Consider the following 23,003-nt stretch of genomic DNA (forward strand, 5'->3'; position numbering starts at 1 on the left):
CGCCGGACGACCGGCGGCCGGGCCGCGTGAACCTCACCGAGCTGGGCTACGTCGCCGGCTGGCGGGTGGTCCGTGCGCTACCCCGGCCGCTGGTCGCCACGGCGTTCCGGGCGGGCGCGGACCGCGCCCACCGACGCGGCGGCGGGGGTACGGACCGACTGCGCGCGAACCTGCGCCGGGTGGTCGGCCCGGAGCTGCCCGACGCCGAGCTGGACGATCTCGTCAAGCGAGGGCTGCGCTCCTACGCCCGGTACTGGATGGAGGCGTTCCGGCTGCCGTCGTTGAGCCGGACGCAGATCCTCTCCGGCTTCCGGCTCGACGGTGCCGAGCTGCTCGCCGCCGACGTGGCCGCGGGCCGGGGCGCCGTGGTGGCGTTGCCGCACGCCGGCAACTGGGACGCCGCGGGCGCCTGGGTGGCGGCCACCGGTTGGCCGATCACCACGGTCATGGAGCGACTCAAGCCGGAGGGCGTCTACAAGCGCTTCATCGCCTTCCGGGAGAGCCTGGGGATGGAGATCCTGCCGACCCACGGCGGGCCGCGTCCGGCGTTCGACGTGCTGCTGGACCGGTTACGCGCCGGTGCGGTGGTGCCGCTGCTGGCCGACCGGGACCTGTCCGCCCGTGGTGTGGAGGTGGACTTCTTCGGCGGGAAGACCCGGATGCCCGCCGGGCCCGCGCTGCTCGCCCTGCACACCGGAGCGCCGCTCTACGTGGCCTCGATGTGGTACGAACCCGACGCGGCCTGCGCTTCGCTCGCCGGCCCACTGCCGGTGCCGGGGCCCGAGGTGGGGCCTCTGGACGCGCGGGTCCGGTCGCTGACCCAGCTGATCGCCGACCGTCTGGCGGCGGGTATCGCCCGGCATCCGGAAGACTGGCACATGTTGCAGCGGATGTGGCTGGACCAGCGGACGGCGGGGGACGGCGCGGCGCCGCCCTCGTCAGCCTCCGGTCCGGCGTAGGGGGTGGAGGTGGGCACGGTGGGATGGTGTCCCACGACCACGGACAGGGGGCGCTGACGCATGCGGATCGGCATCGTGTGCCCGTACTCCTTCGACGTCCCCGGCGGTGTGCAGAACCACGTGATGGACCTCGCCGAGGCGTTGATCGCCCTCGGTCACGAGGTCAGCGTGCTCGCCCCGGCCGACGAGGATTCGCCGCTGCCGCCGTACGTGGTGTCCGCCGGCCGTGCCGTGCCGCTGCCGTACAACGGTTCGGTGGCCCGGATCGCGTTCGGCCCGGTCTCGACCGCCCGGGTCCGGCGCTGGATCACCAACGGCGACTTCGACGTGCTGCACGTGCACGAGCCGCTCACCCTGAGCCTGTCGCTGCTGGCCGTGCTGTCCGCGCGGGGCCCTGTGGTGGCCACGTTCCACACCGCGATGACCCGTTCCCGGGTGTTGGCGGCGGCGCAGGGTGTCCTCCAGATCGTGTTGGAACGGATCACCGCCCGGATCGCGGTCAGCGCGTTGGCCCGCAAGGTGCAGGTGGAGCACATGGACGGCGGCGCCGTGGAGATCCCCAACGGGGTGGCGGTGGCCAAGTTCGCCGACGCCGAGCCGTTGCCGGGCTGGCCGGGGGAGTGCGGCCCGGGCACGGGCGGCACGCTGGGGTTCCTGGGCCGGTTCACCGAGGCGCGCAAGGGCTTCCCGGTGCTGCGTGACGCGTTCGTGGCGCTGGCCGCCACCCGGCCCGGGTTGCGGTTGCTCGTCGCCGGCCCCGGCGACCCCGACGACCTGTACGACCAGTTCCCGGCCGATCTGCGTGAGCGCGTCACGTTCCTCGGCCTGGTCACCGAACCGGACAAGGCGCGCATGCTGCGGAGCGTCCACCTCTACGTGGCGCCCAACACCGGTGGCGAGTCGTTCGGCATGATCCTCACCGAGGCACTGGCCGCGGGTACGACAGTTGTCGCCAGCGACCTCGACGCGTTCCGGCGGGTGCTCGACGGTGGGCGCGCCGGTCGGCTCTTTCCCACCGGCGACCCGGTGGGGCTGCGCGACGCGCTGACCGAGCTGTTGGACGACCCCTCCGCGCGGACGACGTTGACCGCCTGCGGGGATCAGGTCGTGGCGAATTTCGACTGGCCGGTGGTTGCCCGCCGTGTTCTGGAGGTATACGCAGCGGCGATCGAAGCAACCGACGGCCGGGTGATCGACCAGGAATGGGTGGGGCTGGGCTGACCGCTGGGACTGACGGTGTCGCGGTAACCGGTCGACAGGCCTGACCGCACCCAATCGGAGCTGAAACGGAGCAGCACTACGATGCCGCACATGTGGTGGGTGGTGGCCGCGAGCGTGGTCGTGGGGCTGGTCGCGGCGTACCTCATCTGGACGGCCGGTCGGGTCGACAGGTTGCAGGGCCGCGCGGAGCTGGCGGCCCGGGCCCTCGACGCCCACCTGCTGCGCCGGGCGGCCGCGGCCGCGGTGCTGGCTGAGCGGCGTTTCGGCGTCGAGCTGTACGCGGCGGCCCGGATCGCCCTGGACGCCGGCCCGGACGAGCGTGAGGCGGCGGAGAACGACCTGACCCGGCAGTTGCGTGCCGTCCAGTTGGATCCGGACGATCCGGACTGCGGGGCGGTCATCGCGGCCAGTCGCCGCCTGGCGCTGTCCCGGCAGGTGCACACGGATCTGGTCCGGGACGCCCGCTCGGCGCGCAGCCGGCCACTGGTGCGGTTGTTGCGGATGGGGCGGGGCCGGGAGTGGCCGCGCTACTTCGACATCGACGACCCGACCCTGACAGTGCCCGCGGACGTCCCCGCCACCTGACCGGGAGGTCGCGCACGGCCGGTGATCAGGGCCACAGGGCAGGCCACCGGGGGTCTGATTGGCTGTCGGTGCGGCGTTGCACCGCACGTAGCATTTTTGCTGCCACCCCCAGAGTCCGTCCAAGGAGCGATGACCCGTGCCCGAAAACACCGCCTCGAACACCGGTACCGCCCCCGTCGTCGGCTCGGCCCGCGTGAAGCGTGGCATGGCCGAGATGCTGAAGGGCGGCGTGATCATGGATGTGGTCAACGCCGAGCAGGCCAAGATCGCTGAGGACGCCGGCGCCGTCGCGGTGATGGCACTGGAGCGGGTGCCCGCCGACATCCGCGCGCAGGGCGGGGTGTCCCGGATGAGTGACCCCGACATGATCGACGGGATCATCGAGGCGGTCTCCATCCCGGTGATGGCCAAGGCCCGCATCGGCCACTTCGTGGAGGCGCAGATCCTCCAGTCGCTCGGCGTGGACTACGTCGACGAGTCCGAGGTGCTGACCCCGGCCGACTACGCGAACCACATCGACAAGTGGGCCTTCACGGTGCCCTTCGTCTGTGGCGCGACCAACCTGGGCGAGGCGCTGCGCCGGATCACCGAGGGCGCGGCCATGATCCGCTCCAAGGGCGAGGCCGGCACCGGCGACGTCTCCAACGCCACCACCCACATGCGGAAGATCCGCCAGGAGATCCGTCGGCTGTCCTCGCTGCCGGCCGACGAGCTGTACGTCGCGGCCAAGGAGCTGCAGGCCCCGTACGAGCTGGTCAAGGAGGTCGCCGAGAGCGGCAAGCTGCCGGTGGTGCTGTTCACCGCCGGTGGGATCGCCACTCCGGCCGACGCCGCGATGATGATGCAGCTCGGTGCGGAGGGTGTGTTCGTCGGCTCGGGCATCTTCAAGGCCGGCAACCCGGCCCAGCGGGCCGCCGCGATCGTCAAGGCCACCACCTTCCACGACGACCCGGACGTGCTGGCGAAGGTCTCCCGTGGTCTCGGCGAGGCCATGGTCGGCATCAACGTCGACGAGATCCCGCAGCCGCACCGCCTGGCCGAGCGGGGCTGGTGACCGGCGGATGACCGTACCCGTGATCGGTGTTCTCGCTCTCCAGGGGGACGTCCGCGAGCACGTCGCGGCGCTGGCCGCGGCGGGCGCGGACGCCCGCCCGGTGCGCCGTCCGGCGGAGCTGGACGCGGTCGACGGCCTGGTGGTTCCCGGGGGCGAGTCCACCACCATCAGCAAGCTCACCGACATCTTCGAGATGCGCGAGCCGATCGACAAGCGGATCGCCGACGGCATGCCGGTCTACGGTTCCTGCGCCGGCATGATCATGCTGGCCGCGGCGGTGCTGGACGGCCGACCCGACCAGCGGGGCTTCGCCGGCATCGACATGACAGTGCGGCGCAACGCGTTCGGTCGGCAGGTCGACTCGTTCGAGGCCCCGGTGGAGATCACCGGGGTGCCGGGGGAGCCGTTCCACGCGGTCTTCATCCGGGCGCCCTGGGTCGAGCGGGTCGGTGCCGGTGTCGAGGTGATCGGCACGGTGACCGGTGGACCGGCCGCCGACCGGATCGTGGCGGTCCGGCAGGGCAACCTGTTGGCCACCTCGTTCCATCCGGAGTTGACAGGTGACCTGCGGGTGCACGCGTACTTCGTGGATTTGGTGCGGGCCGCCTGAGCGGTCGGGCGGGTCGCCCTCGGACCGGCGGGGCATGTTCTGCGGCCCCGGCTGGTTGTCCAGAGGGTCACCGGCGGCACCCCGGCGGGTGCCGGATGTGACACGCCCGGGTGTGACCTCGGTAAGATTGCCGCGGTTCGGCAGGGCCGTCGCCCGGCGCGGCATTCCCGCGGAGCCGACCGGCCGCCGGACCGCCCGATGCGGCGCGTCGTCGGTGCGGCAGTCGATGCAGGCGTGGAATGACAGACGGAGGTAGAAGATGTCCGGCCACTCAAAGTGGGCGACGACCAAGCACAAGAAGGCCGTCATCGACGCCAAGCGCGGCAAGATGTTCGCCAAGCTGATCAAGAACGTCGAGGTGGCCGCGCGCACGGGTGGCGGCGACCCCTCTGGTAACCCGACTCTCTTCGACGCGATCCAGAAGGCGAAGAAGAGCTCGGTGCCGAACGACAACATCGACCGCGCCGTCAAGCGCGGCTCCGGCCTGGAGGCCGGCGGCGCGGACTGGCAGACGATCATGTACGAGGGGTACGGCCCGAACGGCGTCGCGATGCTGATCGAGTGCCTCACCGACAACCGCAACCGGGCGGCCACCGAGGTGCGCACCGCGCTGACCCGCAACGGCGGCTCGCTGGCCGACGCCGGCTCGGTGTCGTACATGTTCTCCCGCAAGGGCGTGGTGATCGTGCCCAAGGAGGGCACCAGCGAGGACGACGTGATGATGGCCGTCCTCGACGCCGGCGCCGAGGAGGTCAACGACCTCGGTGAGGCGTACGAGGTGGTGTCCGAGCCGACCGACCTGATCGCGGTCCGCACCGCCCTGCAGGACGCCGGCATCGAGTACGAGTCGGCCGAGTCCTCCCTCATCCCCAGCATGAACATTCCGCTGGACGAGGAGGGCGCGCGCAAGGTCTTCAAGCTGATCGACGTGCTCGAAGACTGCGACGACGTGCAGAACGTCTACGCGAACTTCGACGTCAGCGACGACGTGATGGCGGCCGTCGACGCCTGAGGGCGACAGCCCGCAAACGTGGCGGGCGCCAAACCGCAACGGAGGGGGCCGCTGACGGCCCCCTCCGCTTTGGTACGACCAACCACCCGCCATGATCCACACCAGGTCGGCGACATCGCGGTATCCGAGCCCGGGGATACCCCACCGTCGGCGAAACCGAGTCGATCAACCCCGCACGCTGATCACCGAGAAGCCCTGACATCCATGAGTGTCAGGGCTTCCGTGCGCCTCGCCGCGATCAACCAGTGGCTATGACCGACTTCGCCACAGCCACTACCGGGCGAGGCGTTCCAGCAGTTCGCCGAGCAGCGCCTGTTCGCCAGGGGTGAGGTCGCCCGGGTCGTTGCCGACCAGCGCACGCAACGTCAGCGCGGCGCTCGCGCGGGTCGCGGGGGCGTCGGTGGAGGGCGTGTGCAGGACTCCGGCCAGCGCGGCCTCCCGGACGCGCACGGACAGCCCGAAATCCGGCTCCGGCTGGCTGATCAGGGTGAGCGTGATGCCGACGTTGGCGGCGAGCACCTGTTCGGCGGCGTCGTCCGCGGGCACCGTGAGCAGGCCCTGGGCGGCGGCGCCGGTGAACCGCTCGCGTAACGCGGCGTGCGCGGGAGCGGTGACCGCGCAGGGCTTCCCCGGCTCGACGCGGCCGTAGAGCAGCCCGTAGAACGACGGGTGCTCCAGCCCGAACCGCACGTGTCTGTCCCAGCCCTCGCGCAGGTCGTTCAGCGGGTCTCCAGAGCTCTCGACCGCTGTGTACTGGGTGAAGCCGTGGTTGACCACGGCGTCGATCAGGCCCTGCTTGCTGCCGAAGTGGTGGTACAGCGTGGGGGCCTGCACTCCGGCGCGTTCGCACACCGCCCGCGTGGACACCGTGCCGCCGGCCTGCAACAACTCCGCCGCGGCGAGCAGGAGTCGATCCCGTGCGTTCTGCATGTTGATATGGTAGCTCATATAGCGCTACATTGGCTGCTATAGCGAGAGGAGAAGTCCATGAGAACGTGGTTCATCACGGGTGGGACGCCCGGAGGGTTCGGTCTGGTCTACGCGGAGGCTGCCCTGGAGCAGGGCGATCAGGTGGTGGTGACCTCGCGTCGGCCCGCCGAACTGCGAGAGTGGGCTGAATCGCACGGCGACCGGGTGCTGGTGCTCCAGCTCGACGTCACCGATGCCGACCAGGTGCGTACGGCGGTCAAGGCGGCCGAGGAACGGTTCGGCGGGATCGATGTGCTCGTCAACAGCGCGGGTCGTGGCTGGTACGGCTCGATCGAGGGTGCCCCTGACGAGACGATCCGCCGTACGTTCGACCTCAACCTGTTCGCCGTGGTCGAGATGGTGCGCGCGGTCCTGCCCGGTATGCGGGCACGCGGCAACGGCTGGATCGTGAACATGTCGTCGGTGGCAGGCCTCGTCGGCGCACTGGGGTTCGGCTACTACGCGGCGGCGAAGTTCGCTGTCGAAGGACTGTCGGAGACACTGCGCCAGGAAGTTGAGCCGTTCGGTGTGCGCGTGCTCGTCGTGGAGCCGGGAGCATTCCGCACCAAGGCCTTCGCCTACTTCCAGAACGAGGACGTCAACGAGGTGGTCGACGCCTACGTGCCGATGGTCGAGAGCGTCAAGGCGGCGTTCGTGGACCACGACGGCAAGCAGGCAGGTGATCCCGTCCGCGGAGTGCGGGCCGTGATCAGCGCGATGAACGCACCCGTTCCGCCGAAGCGAATCGTGCTCGGCAACGCCGGCTACGACGTCGTCGTCGCGATGCACGAGAACGCACTCGCGGAGCTGCGCGCCAACGAGAAGCTCTCCCGCGGAGCGGACTTCTGACGCAGGCCTAGACCAGTACGCGTCCGCGTCCTGGCAATCGAGAAACTGGAGAACAGCAATGAGCGACATCACTCTGCCCACGGCCGTCGACACCTTCATCACGGCCACGAACGCGCACGACGCGAACGCGCTGGCCGCGGTCTTCGGCGACGGGGCCACCGTACGCGATGACGGGAAGACCTGGGTCGGCGCTGCCGAGATCCGCGAGTGGATCCAGGGGCACCTGATCGACCCGAAGGTCGTGCTCACGCCGACCTCGTTCGCGGACGACCGGCTGGTCGCCTCCGGGGACGGTGACTTCCCCGGCGGACCTCTGTCCTTCGCCCTCGTGTTTGATATCAAGGACGACCAGGTCACCGACCTCACGATCGAGCCTGTCTGACTCGTGACCGGCCGGAGCTGCCCCAGGGCTGCTCCGGCCTGAGCCCTCGGTGCGGAGAGTGCGGAGGTGACAGTGGTGGCGGACCGGTTCGCGCCCGGCGACACCGTGGTGCGGCGTGAGGTGCTGCGCGGCGAGGTGTGGTTCGCCTGCCCGACGATCTGCGTCGAGGACTCGCCCGACCTGCTCGCGCTCTACCTCCCGCCGGGTGCCGAGTTCGGCTTCCCGACGGCCGGTGCCTTCCCGTGCGGAAGGCACCCGTGGGAGACCGCCGGGCACCGCTCCTGGTCGGGCCACGGCAAGTTGATGCTGCAACGCCCCGGCGAGGCGCACTCGATCGACGTGTTCTGGACGGGGCCGGGTCGCGACTTCGCCGGCTGGTACTTCAACCTTCAGGACCCGGTGCGGCGTACCCCGATCGGGGTGGACACTTTGGACCACGAGCTGGACCTGTGGTGGGGTGCGGACGCCGACCGGTACGTCTGGAAGGACGTGGAGTTGTTCGCCCAGCGCCTCGTGGAGGGGCGCTACCCGGGCATGGGTGATGCGATCCAGGCGGAGGGCGACCGGATCGCCGCGCTGCTCGACGCCGGTGAGCGGTGGTGGGACCCGGCGTGGGCGACATGGCAGCCCGACCCGGCCTGGTCCGCGCCGCCGCTGCCGGTCGGCTGGGACCGGGTGCCCCCGGCCCGCTGAGCGGCCCTCGACTCAGCGGCCCGGCAGTGTGTCGACCAGGAACACCTGGTCCGCGCCGTTGGTGCACGGCTCGGCCAGCGCCTCGGCCGAGGCCTCGGTGTCGTCGTCGCGCAGGCCGACGCACAGGTCGCTGTCGGCCGGCCGGATCTGGTACGAGGTCGGCGCCGATCCGGTCGACTCGAACCGGAACAGCCGCGACGATTTGCTGGCGGAGCAGTCGTTGACGGGTTCGAGCATGTTCCGCCCGGGATCCTCGTCCCGGACGCTGAGGCACCCCACCCCGTGCTCCGGGTGGTTCCACTTGATGAAGTACACCCCGTCCGACACCGGCTCCAGGTAGGTGTCCGGTGGGGTGGCCTCCGCGCAGGGACGCTGCACAGCCACCTCGTGCCGGTACTGGCCGGTGCGATCCCGCCCCTCGGTGACACAGAGCTGTGGGCTTCGGGCGGGCCGGATCTGGCTCAGCCGTGCGCTCGGCGCGAGCGTCGGGCCGGCATCGCCGTCCGGTGTGGCCGGCTGACCGGTGCTGCCGTCCGGTGTGGACGTCGGGCCGGCACTCGCCGAGGTGGTCGGTTCGCCGAGCGGCTTCGTTGGCTGCCTGTCGTCGGGCCGCTGGATCCAGACACCGACGCCGAGCGCGACCAGCAGGATGCCGACGAGAGACAGCGCCAGTGGCAGGGGCCGCGTGAACCACCGCGAACGGGTCGCGCTGCCGTCCACCACACCGGGCACGGTGGCCTCGGTCGACGGCTGGTCGGGCGCGGTGTGGTCCGTGGACGGTGGGTCGGGCGTGGGCGACTCCGGTGCGTAGGCGCCCACCGCGAGGCGGTGCCGCGCCCGCAGCCACACCTCGACCTCGTCGCCGGCACCGCAGGCCCGGACGAACGCGGCCACCACCTCGGGCCGCGGCAGCGTGTTCCGACGGACGACGTCCGCCGCGGTGCTGCGGGCCAGCACGTCACCGACCGCCGCCGCGCGTTGCTCCAACTGGCGGTACGTGAGCCGCGACCGGTCCTTGAGTTGGCGTAGCAGGTCGACGAACTCGGCCGGGTCGGCCGCCTCGTCCGGTCGTAGTTCCCCCGTGGACATTGCCCGATTCTCCTGACCGTGCTGCCACGGGGGCAAGCCGGTCCCAACGACTGTCCGAGATGGTCGGACAAAACCCGGACAGCTGGTCTTGAGCTGCGCGGACATTCCACTGCGGCGGCCAGGCCATTGTTCCGGCCGACGGCCTTCTCTAGCGTCTTGCTCGATGGCTGCGCCGCTGACGGCGCACGGCCCACGGGTTCGGACCGGCACCGGCCTGGACCCGACGACACCAACGAATTGGGGGATTCGATGGATGACGCTGCCCTGGATCTCGCGCCGCAGGCGACCACGGCGGGGGAGTACGTCGCGTTGCTCCGAGACGTCCGTCGGCGCTCCGGTCTGACCTACCGGGAGGTCTCCCGCCGCGCCTCGGCCGCCGGACACTGGCTTCCGGCGAGCACGCTGGCCACGATGCTGGGGCGGAGCACCCTGCCCCGGGAACGTACCGTCGTGGCGTTGCTGGCGGCCTGCGGTACGACGGCCGGCGAGGTCGAGCGGTGGTTGACGGTGCGGCGTGACATCGAGGCCCACCTCAGCGAGCGGGACCACGTGGCGGTTCACGACATGGAGACCACCACGGCCCTGGCCGCCGACCCAGCCCTGGCGGCAGACCCAGCCCCGCCCGCCGACCCGGCTCCGCCGGCGGACCCGGCCCCGCCCGCCGGGCCGGTCGCACCGGAGTTGGTGTCACCCGAGGCGCCCCGGCCTGCGCGTCGACGCCTCCGGCTGGCGGCGGTCGCGGTGCTCGCCGTGCTGACGGTCGGCGCGGCCGGGACGCTGCTGCCGCGCGCCGACCCCACGACGGACGACGCGCCGACCGACGACTGCCCGGTGGTCCTGCGCCAGGGCATGTACGGCCCGTGCGTGCAGAGCCTCCAGGAAAGGCTGGTGGCGGGTGGACTGTTCGTGCCGGTGGACGGCTGGTTCGGCCCGGACACCACCAGCCGGCTGATCGCCTTCCAGGCACTGGGTGGCCTGCCGGTCAGCGGCACCGCCGACGGCAGGATGCTCGACGAACTGTCGGGCGATCTCGTGGCGGCCAGGTGGCCGGAGGAGCGGGTCGGACGGTACGTGCGGAAGGCGTTCCCGGAGGATCCGATGGCAGCGGAGCAGGTGGCGCGGTGCCTGTCCGGGCTCGACCCGTACCGGGTGGAGATCGCCGCGGACGGGTCACGGCGCTGGGGGGTGTTCCAGTTCAGCGACGTGGAGTTGTCCCGCCTCGGCGTCGACCGTCGGACCGCGCTGGACCCGGTGTGGAACGTCCGGGCCGCACGGGACGTGTGGTCGCGTACCAACAGCTTCGCGCACTGGGACTGCGCCCCGTTGCCGTGACGCAGCGGGTGGATCGTCTTGCGAGCCATGAAGAACCCTCCGGTCGCGGCGATGGCACCCACCCTATGAGCGTTCGCATTTGTTCGCAGCCACCGAACAAGGGTCGGACCGGTCCCGTACGGCAGCGGGCGCCGGTGTCCGACCAGGACACCGGCGCCCGCGCGCGAACCGTCGGCTCAGCCGATCGTCTCCCGGTCCCGCCACGCGGTGCGTAGGGAGGTCCGGCCGTTGGTGCGCAGGAGCGACCCCTCGTACACCCGGGCACCGGCGACCAGGAACGCGCCGGCGGCGAGGACCAGGACGAGCAGCGAGACCAAGGGTTCCCAACCGGCCGCGTCGCCGGTGAACAGCCGCAGCGGCATGGCGGTGGGCGACGAGAACGGCAGGTAGGACAGCACCCGCATCGCGGTGTCGTTGTCGTTCAGGAAGATCACCGCGAAGAACGGCAGCATGACGGCGAGCTGCACCGGCGTCGACACCGCGGCGATGTCCTCCTGCCGGTTGGCCAGTGCGCCGGCCGCCGCCCACATCGCCGCGAGCAGCACGAATCCGATCACGAAGAACGGCACGAACCAGCCGATCGCCGGGGCGAGCAGGCTGAGCAGGTCGCCGCTGTCGCCCATCTGCATGCCGATCACGGCCACCACGGCGATGAGCGCGATCTGCGCGAACGCCAGGATGGCGCCGGCCACCACTTTTCCGGCCAGCAGGGCCCGGACCGGCACGGCGGCGACCAGGATCTCCACGATCCGGGTCTGCTTCTCCTCGGTGACGCTCTGCGCGATCTGCAGGCCGAAGGTCTGCGAGGTGATGAAGAAGACGAACGCGAAGACGAACGGCACCAGGAACGCCACCACGGGGTCGACCGCGTCCGGGTCGAGCAGCTGCACGGGCGGCGAGCTGCTCAGCGCCTGGACCACGTCGGTGGGGGGCTCGTCCATGGCGAGCACCTTCGGACCGGAGACCACAGCCGCGTCCACGTCACCGTCGCGGACGGCCTGCTCGGCGGCCCGGTCGTCGGCCACCACCCGGACGTCGAGTCCGGCGTCGCGTAGCGGGCCGGCGGCCTCCTGGGTGACGGCCACGCTGTCCGGCCCGCCGGAGAGCAGCGGCGGCAGGATGGTGCCGGCCGCGGCGATCAGCAGGAAGAACAGCGTGCCGAACAGGAACGTGCGGTCGCGGAGCTTGACCCGGATCTCGCGTTCGGCGACCAGCCGGGTGGCCTGGGTGACGTTCACTGGGTGACCTCTCGGAAGATCTCGGTGAGCGAGGGGCTGACCGGGCGGAAGGCGCGGACCGGGCCGCGGGCGAGGGCCGCCTGCAACACCTGTTGTTCGTCGGCGCCGGCGGGCAGGTCGAAGACCACCCGCTGGCCGTCCAACTCGACCACTGTCACCCCGGGGTGGTCGCGGACCCATCCGGCGTCGCTCGCCACCACCAGCTCGAAGCGCGGCATCGTGTACGAGTCGCGTAGCTGCTGTCGGCTGCCGGCGGCCCGGATCACCCCGGTTCCGATGATCACCAGGTCGTCGCAGAGGCGCTCCACGACGTCGAGTTGGTGGCTGGAGAAGAGCACCGGCGCTCCGGCCGAGGCCCGTTCCCGCAGCACCGTGACGACGGTGTCGACCGCGAGGGGGTCGAGGCCGGAGAACGGTTCGTCGAGCACCAGCACCTCGGGGTCGTGCACCAGCGCGGCGGCGATCTGGGCGCGTTGCTGGTTGCCCAGCGACAGCGTCTCCAACAGGTCGTCGCCGCGTTCACCGAGCCCGACCCGTTCCAACAGTTCGTCGGTGGAACGCCGCGCCGCTGCGGCGTCCAAGCCGTGCAGTCGCCCCAGGTAGCTCACCTGCTCGCGGGTGGTCATCTTGGGGTAGAGGCCCCGCTCCTCCGGCATGTAGCCGAAGCGTCGACGGTCCTGCCGGGTCAGCGTCGTACCGCCCCAGCTCACCTTGCCGGCGTCGGGGGAGAGCACACCCAGGATGATCCGCATGGTGGTGGTCTTGCCGGCGCCGTTGGCGCCCACGAAGCCGGTCATCCGCCCGGCGGCCACCTCGAAGGACACGTTGTTGAGCACCTGGCGGTCGCCGAAACTGCGGTCGACACCGTCGAGGCGGAGCGTTCTGGTCACGGATCCACGCTAGATCGAACACGCCTTCCCGCCGTCCGTCCGGCGGCTGAACGGGCGGTCCGCCTCGCGACGGACGGCGGTCAGCCGCCGGGCCGGACCACCCCGTTCTCGTAGGCGAACACCACCGCCTGCACCCGGTCGCGCAGGCCGAGTTTGGCCAGGACCCGGCTCACGTGCGTCTTCACCGTCGCCTCGCCCAGGTGGATGGTCGCGGCGATCTCCGCGTTGCTCGATCCGGCCGCGAGCAGGACCAGCACCTCACGTTCCCGGGGCGTCAGCTCGGCCAGCGCGGCGTCGGCGTCCTGGCCCCGGTGGGCGGTGCCCGCCGGGTCGCCGGGGCGGGCGAACGTGGAGATCACCCGCCGGGTGATCTCCGGGGCGAGCAGGCCGTCGCCTCGGGCCAGCACGCGGATCGCCTCGACCAGTTCCTCGGGCGTGCCGTTCTTGAGCAGGAAACCACTGGCCCCGGCCCGCAGCGCGGCGAACAGGTAGTCGTCACGGTCGAACGTCGTGAGGATCAGCACCGCGGGCGCACCGGGCCCGTCGGCGGTGATCTGCCGGGTGGCCTCCAGGCCGTCCATCCCGGGCATCTCGACGTCCATGAGTACGACGTCGGGGCTGGTGGCCCGGGTCATGCTGACGGCTCGTTCGCCGTCGGCGGCCTCGCCGACCACCTCGATGTCGTCCTCCACCTCCAGGATGACCCGGAACCCGGTGCGGACGAGGTGCTGGTCGTCGGCGAGAAGAACCCGAACCGTCTGACCGGCGGTGCTCATGCCCTGCCCTCCCCGTCGGCGACCAGGAGTCGCTCGTCGCCCGGCTGGTGCCGCGTGCCCGCCGACGAGGCCAGGGGGAAGCGGGCGCGTACCCGCCAACCACCGCCGGAGCGCGGCCCGACCTCCAGGTCGCCGTCGTGGGCGGTGACCCGTTCGCGCATCCCGATCAGCCCCAGACCCTGGGTGTTGGTCCGGCCGCCGGCCCGTCCGTCGTCGGTCACGTCGACCTCCACCTCCCGGGCCAGGTACCGGACCCGTACGTCCAACAGACCCGCCCCGGCGTGTTTCAGGGTGTTGGTGACCGCCTCCTGCGTCACCCGGTAGGCGGCCTGCGAGACCGACTCGGGCAACGCGACAGCGTCGCCGTACACCCCGAGGGTTGCCGTCAGGCCGGCGACGCGGGCCCGCTCGACCAGCTCGCCGATCCGCTCGACACCGCCGGCGGCCGGTGGGGCGGCGTCGACGCCGGTGGAGGTGGACGTCCGCAGCACGCCGAGCATGCGACGCAGTTCGTCGACGGCGGTACGCGCGCTCTGCTCGATGGCGGTGAGTGCGGTGCGGGCCTTGTCCTGGTCGCGGTCGAACACCCGGCGGCAGGCGGACGCCTGCACGCCCATCACCGACACGTGGTGGGCGACCACGTCGTGCAGTTCCCGGGCGATCCGGACCCGTTCGCCGAGCACGGCCCGTTCCCGGGCCTCGGCCTGGGACCGGCGTAGTTCCTCGGCCTGTTCGCGCAGCTCGTGCTCCCGCCGCGCGGCCACCCAGGACGTCTCGCCGAAGAAGTACGCGAAACCGAAGAACAACCCGTTGACCAGCACGCCGCTGACCATCGCGGCGAGCACCGGGGGCACCGGCCCAACCCCGTCGGAGAAGGCGCCGGGCGGAATGTTCTGGGCCACCAGCGTGTAGGAGATGCCCAGCCAGGCGAACATCGTGACGATCACGCCGATCCGTAGTCGGCGGGCGAGACGACGGTTGCTGCTCCAGGCGCCAACGGAGTAGAGGGCGCTGAACAGGGCCCCCGAGGAGAGTTGGGTCTCCGGGGCGGACCGTGCCTGCGCGGCGATGAATGCCACCGAGATGACCAGCAGGATCGCTGCTGGCCAGCGCCGACGCCACACCAGCGGCAGGGTCACCGCGACGGTCCAGAAGAGCTGTTCCAGTCCGGACGGTGGAGGGCCGAGCAGGAACATCCCGGCGCTGCGGGCCAGCGTGAGGCTGACCAGCGCCAGCGCTGTCACCGCCAGCCCGATCCACAGGTCGTTGCGACGCTGTTCGGCCGTCGGGCCCGGGCGGCGCCATTCCTCGCGTGGTGCCTCGGTCATCCGGGAACGATGCCACGGCGGTCTGCCCGCCCGCCGACCGGGCGGGCGTCTGCCGTGACGGTCACGCCGACGGGCGGCGGCCCGACGCGGGGTACGCGCCGGGCCGCCGCCTCGGGTGTCGCTCACGCCGTCTGCTGGCGCGTCTTGCGGGCGGTGTCGACCAGGTCCCAGACCAGGACCGCCGCGGTTCCCACCGCGATGGCCAGTCCGATGGCCTCCCGGTTGTCCGCCTCCGCGACCCAGCTCAGTCGCTCACCCAGGGCCGGGTTGAGCAGCCGGTCGGTGAGCGCCAGCCATGCCAGCGGCACCGAGAACGCCAGGTTGAGCAGCGCCTTGACGCCGAACAGGCCCCAGGTCCACCGGCCGATCCGGTACTTCACGACCTCGAAGATGACGCTGAGGACCAGCACCACGATCAGCGCTGGCAGCCAGAACGACCACAGGGCCGGGTCAAGGAGCGGGATGTTCTCGCCGTCGGTGCCCCGGACCCAGGACTGGTAGTGCTGGAACGGCAGGTAGCCGATGGTCAGCACCAGCATGATCACGGATGCGATGGTGTCGGCGAGGGGGATGCCCCGGCGCACCGGGACGACGGGCAGTTGGTCGACTGTCCACTCCGGTAGGTCGACCGCCGCCTGGGTGCGCTCGATGATGGCGAAGGTCAGTGTGAGCCAGAAGGTGATCTGAATGGCGACCTGCATGGCCACGACGAGGCCCGGCCCGATGGCGCCGAAACCCGATCCCTCGGCGGCCTTGACGACGGTGACGACAGTGCCGACGAGCGCGGGGATGAAGCTGAGCAGCAGTTTCAGCAGTCGCAGCCAGAGCAGGTAGTAGGTCGGGCCGATCAGCTGCAACCGACGGTCGGCGTACCGGGCGGCCAGCCTGTCGGGGTCGCCCAGCTCGGTGAGCACCTCCCGCTCGGCGGTGGTGGCGTCCTGGCCGCCATCGGTCCGCCCCTCGATCATGTCGTCGATGGAGGCGCGCAGCTCGCTGGCGATCTCGTCGCGGCGCGGGGCGGGCACCGAGCGCAGGGTGGCGGCGAGGTAGCGGTCGGTCAGGGTGTTCATCGGTCCACTCCTTGGATCAGCCCGGTGACGGAGGTCTGCACGGCGGCGAGGTCGTCGAGCAGCCGGCTCAGCATCGACTCGCCCTCGTCGCTGGTCCGGTAGAACTTGCGCGGCCGGCTCTCCTCGGTGTTCCACTCGCTGGTCAGCAGCCCCTGGTCCTCCAGCCGGCGCAGCAGCGGATAGAGGGTGTTGGCGTCCACCGGGAAGCCGTGTTCGGTGAGCCGTTGCAGCAGTGCGTAGCCGTAGTCAGGTCGGCGTAGCGCGACCAGGCTGGCCACCACGACGGTGCCTCGACGCAACTCCTGTAGGTGCGTCCGTAGAACGTCCTCGCTAACCATGTGTCACACCATACTGTGTGGCACACAGTGTTGTCTACGGCGATAACGTCGCGTCTGCTGGGAATGTCGTGCGACCCCCGCCTGCCCCCGCGTTTCTCGCCGGACCGGACCTGTTGTTCACCCCCTTTGCTCTGCTGCTGCGGATGCGCCAGGGCGGATGCGCCAGGGCGGGTGCCGCAGGTTGGTGCCGCAGGGCGGGCTCAAGGGCAGCAGGGTGGTGCCTCAAGGGCAGCAAAGCAAAGGAGGCGCACGGGGCGCCCGGCCCGCACCGGACGCCCCGCAGAAAGCCCTGGTCAACAGGCCGTGCCCTGCCGGAAGTTGCGCTCGACGAAGCTGGCCGGCCCGACCTGGAAGTAGCCGACGACCGGCCGGATCGGGTGCCCGGTGAACAGCTCCACCCGCGAGCCGGCCCGCACCAGGTGCGCCTCGGCGTCCGCGTCGGGCATGCCGGGTGTCCAATGCTCGCCGGTGCCGATCCCCGAGCGCACGGCGCGCAGCCGCAGCGCCCCCGTACGGTCCGGCACCCGACGGCTATTCGAAGCGGGACACGTCTCCGGCGCCCCGGCGCAGGATCTCCGGCTCCGGCCCGGACAGGTCGATCACCGTCGTCGGCTCCATGCCGCAGTCGCCGGCGTCGAGCACCGCGTCGACCTGGTGGTCGAGCCGTTCCTTGATCTCCCAGCCCTGGGTCATCGGCTCGTCGTCGCCGGGCAGGACCAGGGTGCTCGACACCAGCGGCTCGCCCAGTTCGGCCAGCAACGCCTGGGTGACGGTGTGCCGGGGTACGCGCACGCCGACGGTGCGCTTCTTCGGGTGCAACATCCGGCGCGGCACCTCACGGGTGGCCGGCAGGATGAACGTGTAGCTGCCCGGGGTGGACGCCTTCACCAGGCGGAAGACCGAGTTGCTGATCTGGACGAACTGGCCGAGCTGCGCGAAGTCCCGGCAGATGAGCGTGAAGTGGTGCCGCTCGTCGAGGTGGCGGATCTGGCGGATCCGGTCCAACCCGTCCTGGTTGCCCAGTTGGATGCCGAGCGCGTAGCAGGAGTCCGTCGGGTAGGCGACCAGCCCGCCGCCGCGGATCAGGTCGGCGACCTGGCCGATGATCCGGGGCTGGGGGTTCTCCGGGTGTACGTCGTAGTACCTCGCCATGCTCCGAGACTAGTCGTGGGGGAGACGCGGGCCACCCTCGGCGCGGACGGTGGAGCCGCCGAGATCACCTCGGTAGGGTAGGTCCCGGTCGGCTCCGACCACCAAGATCCACACCGCCGGGGGGCGCCACGCATGGCTGATTCGTTCGCGCATCTGCACGTGCACACGGAATACTCGATGCTCGACGGAGCGGCCCGCCTGAAGGACCTGTTCGCCGAGGCCAACCGGCTCGGCATGTCCGCCGTGGCGATCACCGACCACGGCAACATGCACGGCGCGAACGACTTCTACAACCAGGCGATGGCCGCCGGGATCACGCCGATCCTGGGCGTCGAGGCGTACGTGGCGCCGGAGTCGCGCTATCACAAGGCGCGGGTCAAGTGGGGTCGGCCGGAGCAGAAGAGCGACGACATCTCCGGTAACGGCGCGATCACCCACAAGACGATGTGGGCGAAGAACGCGCAGGGTCTGAAGAACCTGTTCACCCTCAACTCGCGCGCGTCCATGGAGGGGCACTACGTCAAGTGGCCCCGGATGGACATGGAGCTGATCGCCGAGCACGCCGAGGGGATCATGGCCACCACCGGCTGCCCGTCCGGCGCGGTGCAGACCCGCCTGCGCCTGGGCCAGTTCGACGAGGCGCTCAAGGTCGCCGCGAGCTACCAGGACATCTTCGGCAAGGACAACTACTTCCTGGAGATCATGGATCACGGCCTCTCCATCGAGAGCCGGGTCCGTGAAGGGCTCACCGAGATCGCCCGCAAGCTGGACATCCCGCCGGTCGTCACCAACGACTCGCACTACACGCACGAGGCGCAGGCCACCGCGCACGACGTGCTGCTCTGCGTGCAGACCGGCAGCAACATCGACGACCCGAACCGGTTCCGGTTCGAGGGTGGCGGCTACTTCATCAAGAGCGCCGACCAGATGCGCGCCGTGGACTCGTCGGAGCTGTGGCAGGAGGGCTGCCGCAACACCCTGCTGGTCGCCGAGAAGGTCGACCCGAAGGGCATGTTCGAGTTCCACAACCTGATGCCGCGCTTCCCGGTGCCCGAGGGGGAGACCGAGGAGTCCTGGTTCCGCAAGGAGACCTTCGCCGGCCTGGGCCGCCGCTACCCGAACGGCATCCCCGAGGGGCACGTCGTCCAGGCGGAGTACGAGCTGGGCGTCATCAACCAGATGGGCTTCCCGTCGTACTTCCTCGTGGTCGCCGACTTCATCCAGTGGGCCAAGAGCCAGGGCATCTCGGTGGGTCCGGGTCGTGGTTCGGCGGCCGGCTCCCTCGTCGCGTACGCGCTGGGCATCACCGACCTGGACCCGATCCAGCACGGCCTGATCTTCGAGCGGTTCCTGAACCCGGAGCGGGTCTCCATGCCGGATGTCGACATCGACTTCGACGAGCGTCGGCGCGGTGAGGTGATCAAGTACGTCACCGACAAGTGGGGTGAGGACAAGGTCGCCCAGATCGCCACGTTCGGCACGATCAAGGCGAAGGCCGCGATCAAGGACTCCGCCCGGGTCCTCGGCTACCCGTACGCGGTCGGCGACCGGATCACCAAGGCGATGCCGCCGGCGGTGATGGGCAAGGACATCCCGCTCACCGGCATCTTCGACACCAAGCACCCCCGGTACGCCGAGGCCGGCGAGATCCGTGGCCTGTACGACTCCGACCCCGACGTCCGCAAGGTGATCGACACCGCGAAGGGCATCGAGGGGCTGATCCGGCAGACCGGTGTGCACGCCGCCGGCGTCATCATGTCCGCCGAGCCGATCATCGAGCACATCCCGTTGATGCGCCGCGACGCCGACGGGGCGATCATCACGCAGTTCGACTACCCGACCTGCGAGTCGCTCGGGCTGCTGAAGATGGACTTCCTCGGCCTGCGCAACCTGACGATCATCGACGACGCGGTCAAGAACATCGAGCTGAACCACGGCCTCAAGCTCGACCTGCTGGCCTTGCCGCTGGACGACCCGGCCGCGTACGAGCTGCTGGCCCGGGGCGACACGCTGGGCGTGTTCCAGCTCGACGGTGGGCCGATGCGGTCGCTGCTGCGGTTGATGAAGCCGGACAACTTCGAGGACATCTCCGCCGTCCTGGCCCTGTACCGGCCCGGCCCGATGGGCGTCGACTCGCACACCAACTACGCGTTGCGCAAGAACGGCCTCCAGGAGATCACGCCGATCCACCCGGAGCTGGAGGAGCCGCTGCGGGAGATCCTGGCACCCACCCACGGCCTGATCGTCTACCAGGAGCAGGTGCAGCGCGCCGCGCAGATCCTCGCCGGTTACAGCCTCGGTCAGGCGGACCTGCTGCGCCGGGCCATGGGTAAGAAGAAGAAGGAGATCCTCGACAAGGAGTTCATCCCGTTCCGGGACGGCTGCCGCGAGCGCGGCTACTCCGACGAGGCGATCCAGGCGGTGTGGGACGTCCTGGTGCCGTTCGCCGGGTACGCGTTCAACAAGGCGCACTCCGCCGCGTACGGCCTGGTCTCCTACTGGACGGCGTACCTGAAGGCGCACTACCCGGCCGAGTACATGGCCGGGCTGCTGACGTCCGTCGGTGACGACAAGGACAAGATGGCGCTCTACCTGTCGGAGTGTCGCCGGATGCGCATCCAGGTGCTGCCGCCGGACGTGAACACCTCGGCCGGGCCGTTCACCCCGGTCGGCAAGGACATCCGCTTCGGCCTGGCGGCGGTCCGCAACGTCGGCGCGAACGTGGTCGCCTCGATCATGCGCTGCCGCGAGGAGAAGGGCGAGTACGCCGACTTCTACGACTTCCTGTCCAAGGTGGACGCGGTGGTCTGCAACAAGAAGACCATCGAATCGCTGATCAAGGCGGGTGCGTTCGACTCCCTGGACCACCCCCGCAAGGGTCTGCTCGCGGTCCACGCCGACGCCATCGACGCGTACGCCGACGTCAAGCGCAAGGAGGCGGTCGGCCAGTACGACCTCTTCGGCGCGGGCTTCGGGGACGCCGACACCGGCAGCACGACGGTGATGCCGGTGATCGGTGACAGTGAGTGGGACAAGCGCGACAAGTTGGCCTTCGAGCGGGAGATGCTCGGCCTGTACGTCTCCGACCACCCGCTGTTCGGTCTGGAGCACATCCTCGGCGCCGCGGCCGACACCACCATCGCGTCCCTGGCCGAGGACGGCGCGGTGCCCGACGGGGCGGTGGTCACCCTCGCCGGCATCCTCTCCGGGGTGCAGCGCCGGGTCACCAAGCAGGGCCGCGCCTGGGCGTCGGCCACGTTGGAGGACCTCGCCGGTGGGGTGGAGGCGTTGTTCTTCCCCAACACCTACGAGGTGATCGGGCAGTACATCGCCGAGGACGCCATCGTGGTGGTCAAGGGGCGGGTGGACCGCCGCGACGACACCCCACGGATCATGGCGATGGACATGTCCATGCCGGACGTCAGCACCAGCGCCACCAACAAGCCGGTCACCCTCACCATCCCGGTGCACCGCTGCACGCCGCCACTGATGGAGAAGCTCAAGGAAACCCTTGTGCTGCACCCCGGTGACACCGAGGTGCACGTCAAACTCCTCAACGGCGGGCGCACCACCACCCTGCGGCTGGGCCCGTTCCGGGTGGCGGCGACGACCGCGCTGATGGGTGACCTGAAGAGCGTCCTCGGCCCGGCCAACGTGAGCTGACCGGTCCGCGGCCCAGCCGGCGTCATCGCCGGCCAGGCCGCGGACGGTCGCCGGGCTCAGCCCCGGTCGGGGGCGGCGATCTCGCGCAGCTGGCCGTCGGCCAGTCGCAGCCAGCGCTGCACGCCGATCTCGGCGAGGAACCGTTCGTCGTGGCTGACCACGACGAAAGCGCCCTGGTACGCGGTCAGCGCGCTCTCCAGTTGACCGACGCTGACCAGGTCCAGGTTGTTGGTCGGCTCGTCGAGCAGCAGCAGTTGCGGTGCCGGCTCGGCGCACAGCACACAGGCGAGGGTCGCGCGCAGCCGCTCACCGCCGGAGAGCACCCCGACGGGCAGGTTGACCCGGGCGCCCCGGAACAGGAACCGGGCGAGCAGGTTCATCCGCCTGGCGTCCGGCAGGCTCGGCGCGTACGCGGCGAAGTTCTCCGCCACCGTCCGGTCGAGGTCCAGCAGGTCCAGCCGCTGCGACAGGTACGCGATCCGCCCCTCGGCCCGCTTGATGTCGCCGCCGGCCGGTTCGAGGTCGCCGTTGACGAGCCGCAGCAGGGTCGACTTGCCGACGCCGTTCGCCCCGGTGAGCGCGATCCGTTCCGGACCTCGGATCACCAGGTCGGCACCGTCGCCGCCGAACAGGTCCCGGTCGTCGAAGCGGGCCCGCATCCCCGTACCGGTGAAGACCGTCCGTCCGGCCGGGACGGTCGTGTCCGGCAGGTCCACGACGATCCGGTCCTCCTCGCGGACCGCCCGGCCGGCCTCGTCCAGTCGGGCCTTGGCCTGCCCGAGCCGGCTGGAGTGCGTTTCCTGGGCCTTGCCCGCCGACTCCTGGGCGCTGCGCTTGAGCCCGCCGGCGACGATCCGGGCCAGCCCGGCGTTCTTCAGGTTCTTCGAGGCGTTGCTGGCCCTCCGGTCGGCCCGCTCGCGGGCCTGCTGCATCTCCCGCTTCTCCCGCTTCACCTCCTGCTCGGCGTTGCGCAGGTTGCTCTCGGCCACCTCCCGCGCCGCCTGCACCGCCTCGGTGTACGCGGTGAAGTTGCCCCCGAACCAGCGGATCTCGCCGCGCTCCAGCTCGGCGATCCGGTCCATCCGATCCAGCAGCTCCCGGTCGTGACTGACCAGCAGCAGGCACCCGGACCAGTCGGTGAGCACGTCGTAGAGCTTGTGCCGGGCTTCCAGGTCGAGGTTGTTGGTCGGCTCGTCGAGCAGCAGCACGTCCGGGCGTCGGAGCAGTTGCGCCGCCAGCCCGAGGGAGACCACCTGGCCGCCGCTGAGCGTGTGCAGCGGCCGGTCGAGCGACAGGTCGCCCAGGCCGAGGCGATCCAGTTCACCGCGGGTGCGCTCCTCGATGTCCCAGTCGTCGCCGATGGTGGCGAAGTGCTCCTCGCTGGCGTCGCCGGCCTCGATGGCGTGCAGTGCCGCGATCCGCTCGGCGACGCCGAGCACCTGCGCCACGGCCAAGTCGCCGGCCAGGGGGAGAGTCTGCGGGAGGTAGCCGAGCAGGCCGTCGACGGTGACGCTGCCGCCGCCGGGCCGCAGCTCCCCGGCGATCAGCCGCAGCAGGGTGCTCTTGCCGGCGCCGTTGGGCGCGACAAGGCCGGTGCGACCGCCGGGAACGGTGAAGGACAGCTCCGAGAAGACCGGGGTGTCGTCCGGCCAGGAGAAGGACAGGTTCGAGCAGACGATGAACGCATCAGACATGCGAGTGACCTCAAAGGGTGGGCTGGGCGCGTTCGAGCACGCCCGACGACAAACGGGACCGGTGGAACGACGTCATGGCCACCGTGGCTACGCGGAACG

22 protein-coding genes are annotated in these 23,003 nt (G+C 70.7%); 11 read left to right on the forward strand and 11 right to left on the reverse strand.

Annotation, left to right across the window (positions count from 1 at the left end):
* Window positions 1-26 precede the first annotated feature (26 nt).
* The 6 genes from O7631_RS16110 (at window position 27) to O7631_RS16135 (ending at window position 5,441) form a co-directional block, all read left to right on the forward strand.
* Window positions 27-959 carry a phosphatidylinositol mannoside acyltransferase gene (locus O7631_RS16110; RefSeq protein WP_278144953.1) on the forward strand — a complete coding sequence of 311 codons (933 nt, stop codon included), beginning with the start codon at window positions 27-29 and terminating at the stop codon, window positions 957-959.
* 60 nt (window positions 960-1,019) lie between these two features.
* Window positions 1,020-2,180 carry a glycosyltransferase family 4 protein gene (locus tag O7631_RS16115; RefSeq protein ID WP_278144954.1) on the forward strand — a complete coding sequence of 387 codons (1,161 nt, stop codon included), beginning with the start codon at window positions 1,020-1,022 and terminating at the stop codon, window positions 2,178-2,180.
* Between the two features lie 81 nt (window positions 2,181-2,261).
* Window positions 2,262-2,765: a hypothetical protein gene (locus O7631_RS16120; RefSeq protein ID WP_145783937.1), complete on the forward strand. Its 504-nt coding sequence runs from the start codon at window positions 2,262-2,264 to the stop codon at window positions 2,763-2,765.
* A 136-nt stretch (window positions 2,766-2,901) separates the two neighbouring features.
* On the forward strand, window positions 2,902-3,819 hold the full coding sequence (gene pdxS / locus O7631_RS16125; protein WP_145783934.1) for a pyridoxal 5'-phosphate synthase lyase subunit PdxS: 918 nt from the start codon (window positions 2,902-2,904) through the stop codon (window positions 3,817-3,819).
* A 7-nt stretch (window positions 3,820-3,826) separates the two neighbouring features.
* Window positions 3,827-4,429 (forward strand): pyridoxal 5'-phosphate synthase glutaminase subunit PdxT, encoded by a 603-nt coding sequence (gene pdxT, locus O7631_RS16130; protein WP_278144955.1) that lies wholly within the window; start codon window positions 3,827-3,829, stop codon window positions 4,427-4,429.
* Between the two features lie 259 nt (window positions 4,430-4,688).
* Window positions 4,689-5,441 (forward strand): YebC/PmpR family DNA-binding transcriptional regulator, encoded by a 753-nt coding sequence (locus O7631_RS16135; protein WP_145783932.1) that lies wholly within the window; start codon window positions 4,689-4,691, stop codon window positions 5,439-5,441.
* 273 nt (window positions 5,442-5,714) lie between these two features.
* Here the strand turns inward: O7631_RS16135 and O7631_RS16140 are convergent, their stop codons facing one another.
* Complete coding sequence (locus O7631_RS16140; RefSeq protein WP_278144956.1) at window positions 5,715-6,371, reverse strand: TetR/AcrR family transcriptional regulator; 657 nt, start codon at window positions 6,369-6,371, stop codon at window positions 5,715-5,717.
* Window positions 6,372-6,428: 57 nt separating this feature from the next.
* Between O7631_RS16140 and O7631_RS16145 the strand changes: the two genes are divergently transcribed.
* The 3 genes from O7631_RS16145 (at window position 6,429) to O7631_RS16155 (ending at window position 8,334) form a co-directional block, all read left to right on the forward strand.
* A complete protein-coding gene (locus tag O7631_RS16145) occupies window positions 6,429-7,259 on the forward strand; it encodes an SDR family NAD(P)-dependent oxidoreductase (protein ID WP_278144957.1) in 831 nt (276 codons plus the stop codon).
* A 58-nt stretch (window positions 7,260-7,317) separates the two neighbouring features.
* A complete protein-coding gene (locus tag O7631_RS16150) occupies window positions 7,318-7,641 on the forward strand; it encodes a nuclear transport factor 2 family protein (RefSeq protein ID WP_278144958.1) in 324 nt (107 codons plus the stop codon).
* Between the two features lie 66 nt (window positions 7,642-7,707).
* Window positions 7,708-8,334, forward strand: coding sequence for a DUF402 domain-containing protein (locus O7631_RS16155; protein ID WP_278144959.1), 627 nt, complete (start codon window positions 7,708-7,710; stop codon window positions 8,332-8,334).
* Window positions 8,335-8,346: 12 nt separating this feature from the next.
* Here the strand turns inward: O7631_RS16155 and O7631_RS16160 are convergent, their stop codons facing one another.
* The gene (locus O7631_RS16160; protein WP_278144960.1) at window positions 8,347-9,423 is read right to left on the reverse strand and encodes a helix-turn-helix domain-containing protein; all 1,077 of its coding nucleotides are present in this window, start codon (window positions 9,421-9,423) and stop codon (window positions 8,347-8,349) included.
* Between the two features lie 249 nt (window positions 9,424-9,672).
* Here O7631_RS16160 and O7631_RS16165 point away from each other — a divergent pair, with 249 nt between their 5' ends.
* On the forward strand, window positions 9,673-10,755 hold the full coding sequence (locus O7631_RS16165; RefSeq protein ID WP_278144961.1) for a peptidoglycan-binding protein: 1,083 nt from the start codon (window positions 9,673-9,675) through the stop codon (window positions 10,753-10,755).
* 176 nt (window positions 10,756-10,931) lie between these two features.
* Here O7631_RS16165 and O7631_RS16170 read toward each other — a convergent pair whose 3' ends face one another.
* From O7631_RS16170 to O7631_RS16205, 8 genes are all read right to left on the reverse strand, one after another.
* A complete protein-coding gene (locus O7631_RS16170; protein ID WP_278144962.1) occupies window positions 10,932-11,993 on the reverse strand; it encodes an ABC transporter permease in 1,062 nt (353 codons plus the stop codon).
* Window positions 11,990-12,883: an ATP-binding cassette domain-containing protein gene (locus O7631_RS16175; RefSeq protein ID WP_278144963.1), complete on the reverse strand. Its 894-nt coding sequence runs from the start codon at window positions 12,881-12,883 to the stop codon at window positions 11,990-11,992. Before O7631_RS16175 ends, O7631_RS16170 begins: the two co-directional genes overlap by 4 nt.
* An 80-nt stretch (window positions 12,884-12,963) precedes the next feature.
* Window positions 12,964-13,659 (reverse strand): response regulator transcription factor, encoded by a 696-nt coding sequence (locus tag O7631_RS16180; RefSeq protein ID WP_278144964.1) that lies wholly within the window; start codon window positions 13,657-13,659, stop codon window positions 12,964-12,966.
* Window positions 13,656-14,987 carry a sensor histidine kinase gene (locus O7631_RS16185; protein WP_278144965.1) on the reverse strand — a complete coding sequence of 444 codons (1,332 nt, stop codon included), beginning with the start codon at window positions 14,985-14,987 and terminating at the stop codon, window positions 13,656-13,658. Before O7631_RS16185 ends, O7631_RS16180 begins: the two co-directional genes overlap by 4 nt.
* 122 nt (window positions 14,988-15,109) lie before the next feature.
* Window positions 15,110-16,057 carry a permease prefix domain 1-containing protein gene (locus O7631_RS16190; protein WP_278144966.1) on the reverse strand — a complete coding sequence of 316 codons (948 nt, stop codon included), beginning with the start codon at window positions 16,055-16,057 and terminating at the stop codon, window positions 15,110-15,112.
* Window positions 16,054-16,395: a PadR family transcriptional regulator gene (locus tag O7631_RS16195; protein WP_088990384.1), complete on the reverse strand. Its 342-nt coding sequence runs from the start codon at window positions 16,393-16,395 to the stop codon at window positions 16,054-16,056. Before O7631_RS16195 ends, O7631_RS16190 begins: the two co-directional genes overlap by 4 nt.
* Window positions 16,396-16,688: 293 nt before the next feature.
* Entirely contained in the window at window positions 16,689-16,919 is a 231-nt protein-coding gene (locus O7631_RS16200; RefSeq protein ID WP_278144967.1) for a hypothetical protein, read from the reverse strand.
* Between the two features lie 7 nt (window positions 16,920-16,926).
* Window positions 16,927-17,547 (reverse strand): L-threonylcarbamoyladenylate synthase, encoded by a 621-nt coding sequence (locus O7631_RS16205; protein WP_278144968.1) that lies wholly within the window; start codon window positions 17,545-17,547, stop codon window positions 16,927-16,929.
* A gap of 132 nt (window positions 17,548-17,679) precedes the next feature.
* On the opposite strand from O7631_RS16205, the gene dnaE reads away from it, so the two are divergent.
* Window positions 17,680-21,210, forward strand: coding sequence for a DNA polymerase III subunit alpha (dnaE, locus tag O7631_RS16210; RefSeq protein WP_269679943.1), 3,531 nt, complete (start codon window positions 17,680-17,682; stop codon window positions 21,208-21,210).
* Between the two features lie 56 nt (window positions 21,211-21,266).
* Here dnaE and abc-f read toward each other — a convergent pair whose 3' ends face one another.
* On the reverse strand, window positions 21,267-22,904 hold the full coding sequence (abc-f, locus tag O7631_RS16215) for a ribosomal protection-like ABC-F family protein (protein WP_278144969.1): 1,638 nt from the start codon (window positions 22,902-22,904) through the stop codon (window positions 21,267-21,269).
* Window positions 22,905-23,003: the final 99 nt, after the last annotated feature.

Origin of the sequence: Micromonospora sp. WMMD967 (genome assembly GCF_029626165.1) — a bacterium.
GTDB classification, from domain to species: domain Bacteria; phylum Actinomycetota; class Actinomycetes; order Mycobacteriales; family Micromonosporaceae; genus Micromonospora; species Micromonospora taraxaci.

What these genes read in the sequence shown, in the direction of transcription:
- O7631_RS16115 (WP_278144954.1), top strand. Translation starts at nt 1,020, where the DNA reads ATGCGGATCGGCATCGTGTGCCCGTACTCCTTCGACGTCCCCGGCGGT.
- O7631_RS16120 (WP_145783937.1), top strand. Translation starts at nt 2,262, where the DNA reads ATGCCGCACATGTGGTGGGTGGTGGCCGCGAGCGTGGTCGTGGGGCTG.
- pdxT (WP_278144955.1), top strand. Translation starts at nt 3,827, where the DNA reads ATGACCGTACCCGTGATCGGTGTTCTCGCTCTCCAGGGGGACGTCCGC.
- O7631_RS16135 (WP_145783932.1), top strand. Translation starts at nt 4,689, where the DNA reads ATGTCCGGCCACTCAAAGTGGGCGACGACCAAGCACAAGAAGGCCGTC.
- O7631_RS16140 (WP_278144956.1), bottom strand. Translation starts at nt 6,371, where the DNA reads ATGCAGAACGCACGGGATCGACTCCTGCTCGCCGCGGCGGAGTTGTTG.
- O7631_RS16145 (WP_278144957.1), top strand. Translation starts at nt 6,429, where the DNA reads ATGAGAACGTGGTTCATCACGGGTGGGACGCCCGGAGGGTTCGGTCTG.
- O7631_RS16150 (WP_278144958.1), top strand. Translation starts at nt 7,318, where the DNA reads ATGAGCGACATCACTCTGCCCACGGCCGTCGACACCTTCATCACGGCC.
- O7631_RS16160 (WP_278144960.1), bottom strand. Translation starts at nt 9,423, where the DNA reads ATGTCCACGGGGGAACTACGACCGGACGAGGCGGCCGACCCGGCCGAG.
- O7631_RS16165 (WP_278144961.1), top strand. Translation starts at nt 9,673, where the DNA reads ATGGATGACGCTGCCCTGGATCTCGCGCCGCAGGCGACCACGGCGGGG.
- O7631_RS16180 (WP_278144964.1), bottom strand. Translation starts at nt 13,659, where the DNA reads ATGAGCACCGCCGGTCAGACGGTTCGGGTTCTTCTCGCCGACGACCAG.
- O7631_RS16185 (WP_278144965.1), bottom strand. Translation starts at nt 14,987, where the DNA reads ATGACCGAGGCACCACGCGAGGAATGGCGCCGCCCGGGCCCGACGGCC.
- O7631_RS16190 (WP_278144966.1), bottom strand. Translation starts at nt 16,057, where the DNA reads ATGAACACCCTGACCGACCGCTACCTCGCCGCCACCCTGCGCTCGGTG.
- O7631_RS16195 (WP_088990384.1), bottom strand. Translation starts at nt 16,395, where the DNA reads ATGGTTAGCGAGGACGTTCTACGGACGCACCTACAGGAGTTGCGTCGA.
- O7631_RS16205 (WP_278144968.1), bottom strand. Translation starts at nt 17,547, where the DNA reads ATGGCGAGGTACTACGACGTACACCCGGAGAACCCCCAGCCCCGGATC.
- dnaE (WP_269679943.1), top strand. Translation starts at nt 17,680, where the DNA reads ATGGCTGATTCGTTCGCGCATCTGCACGTGCACACGGAATACTCGATG.
- abc-f (WP_278144969.1), bottom strand. Translation starts at nt 22,904, where the DNA reads ATGTCTGATGCGTTCATCGTCTGCTCGAACCTGTCCTTCTCCTGGCCG.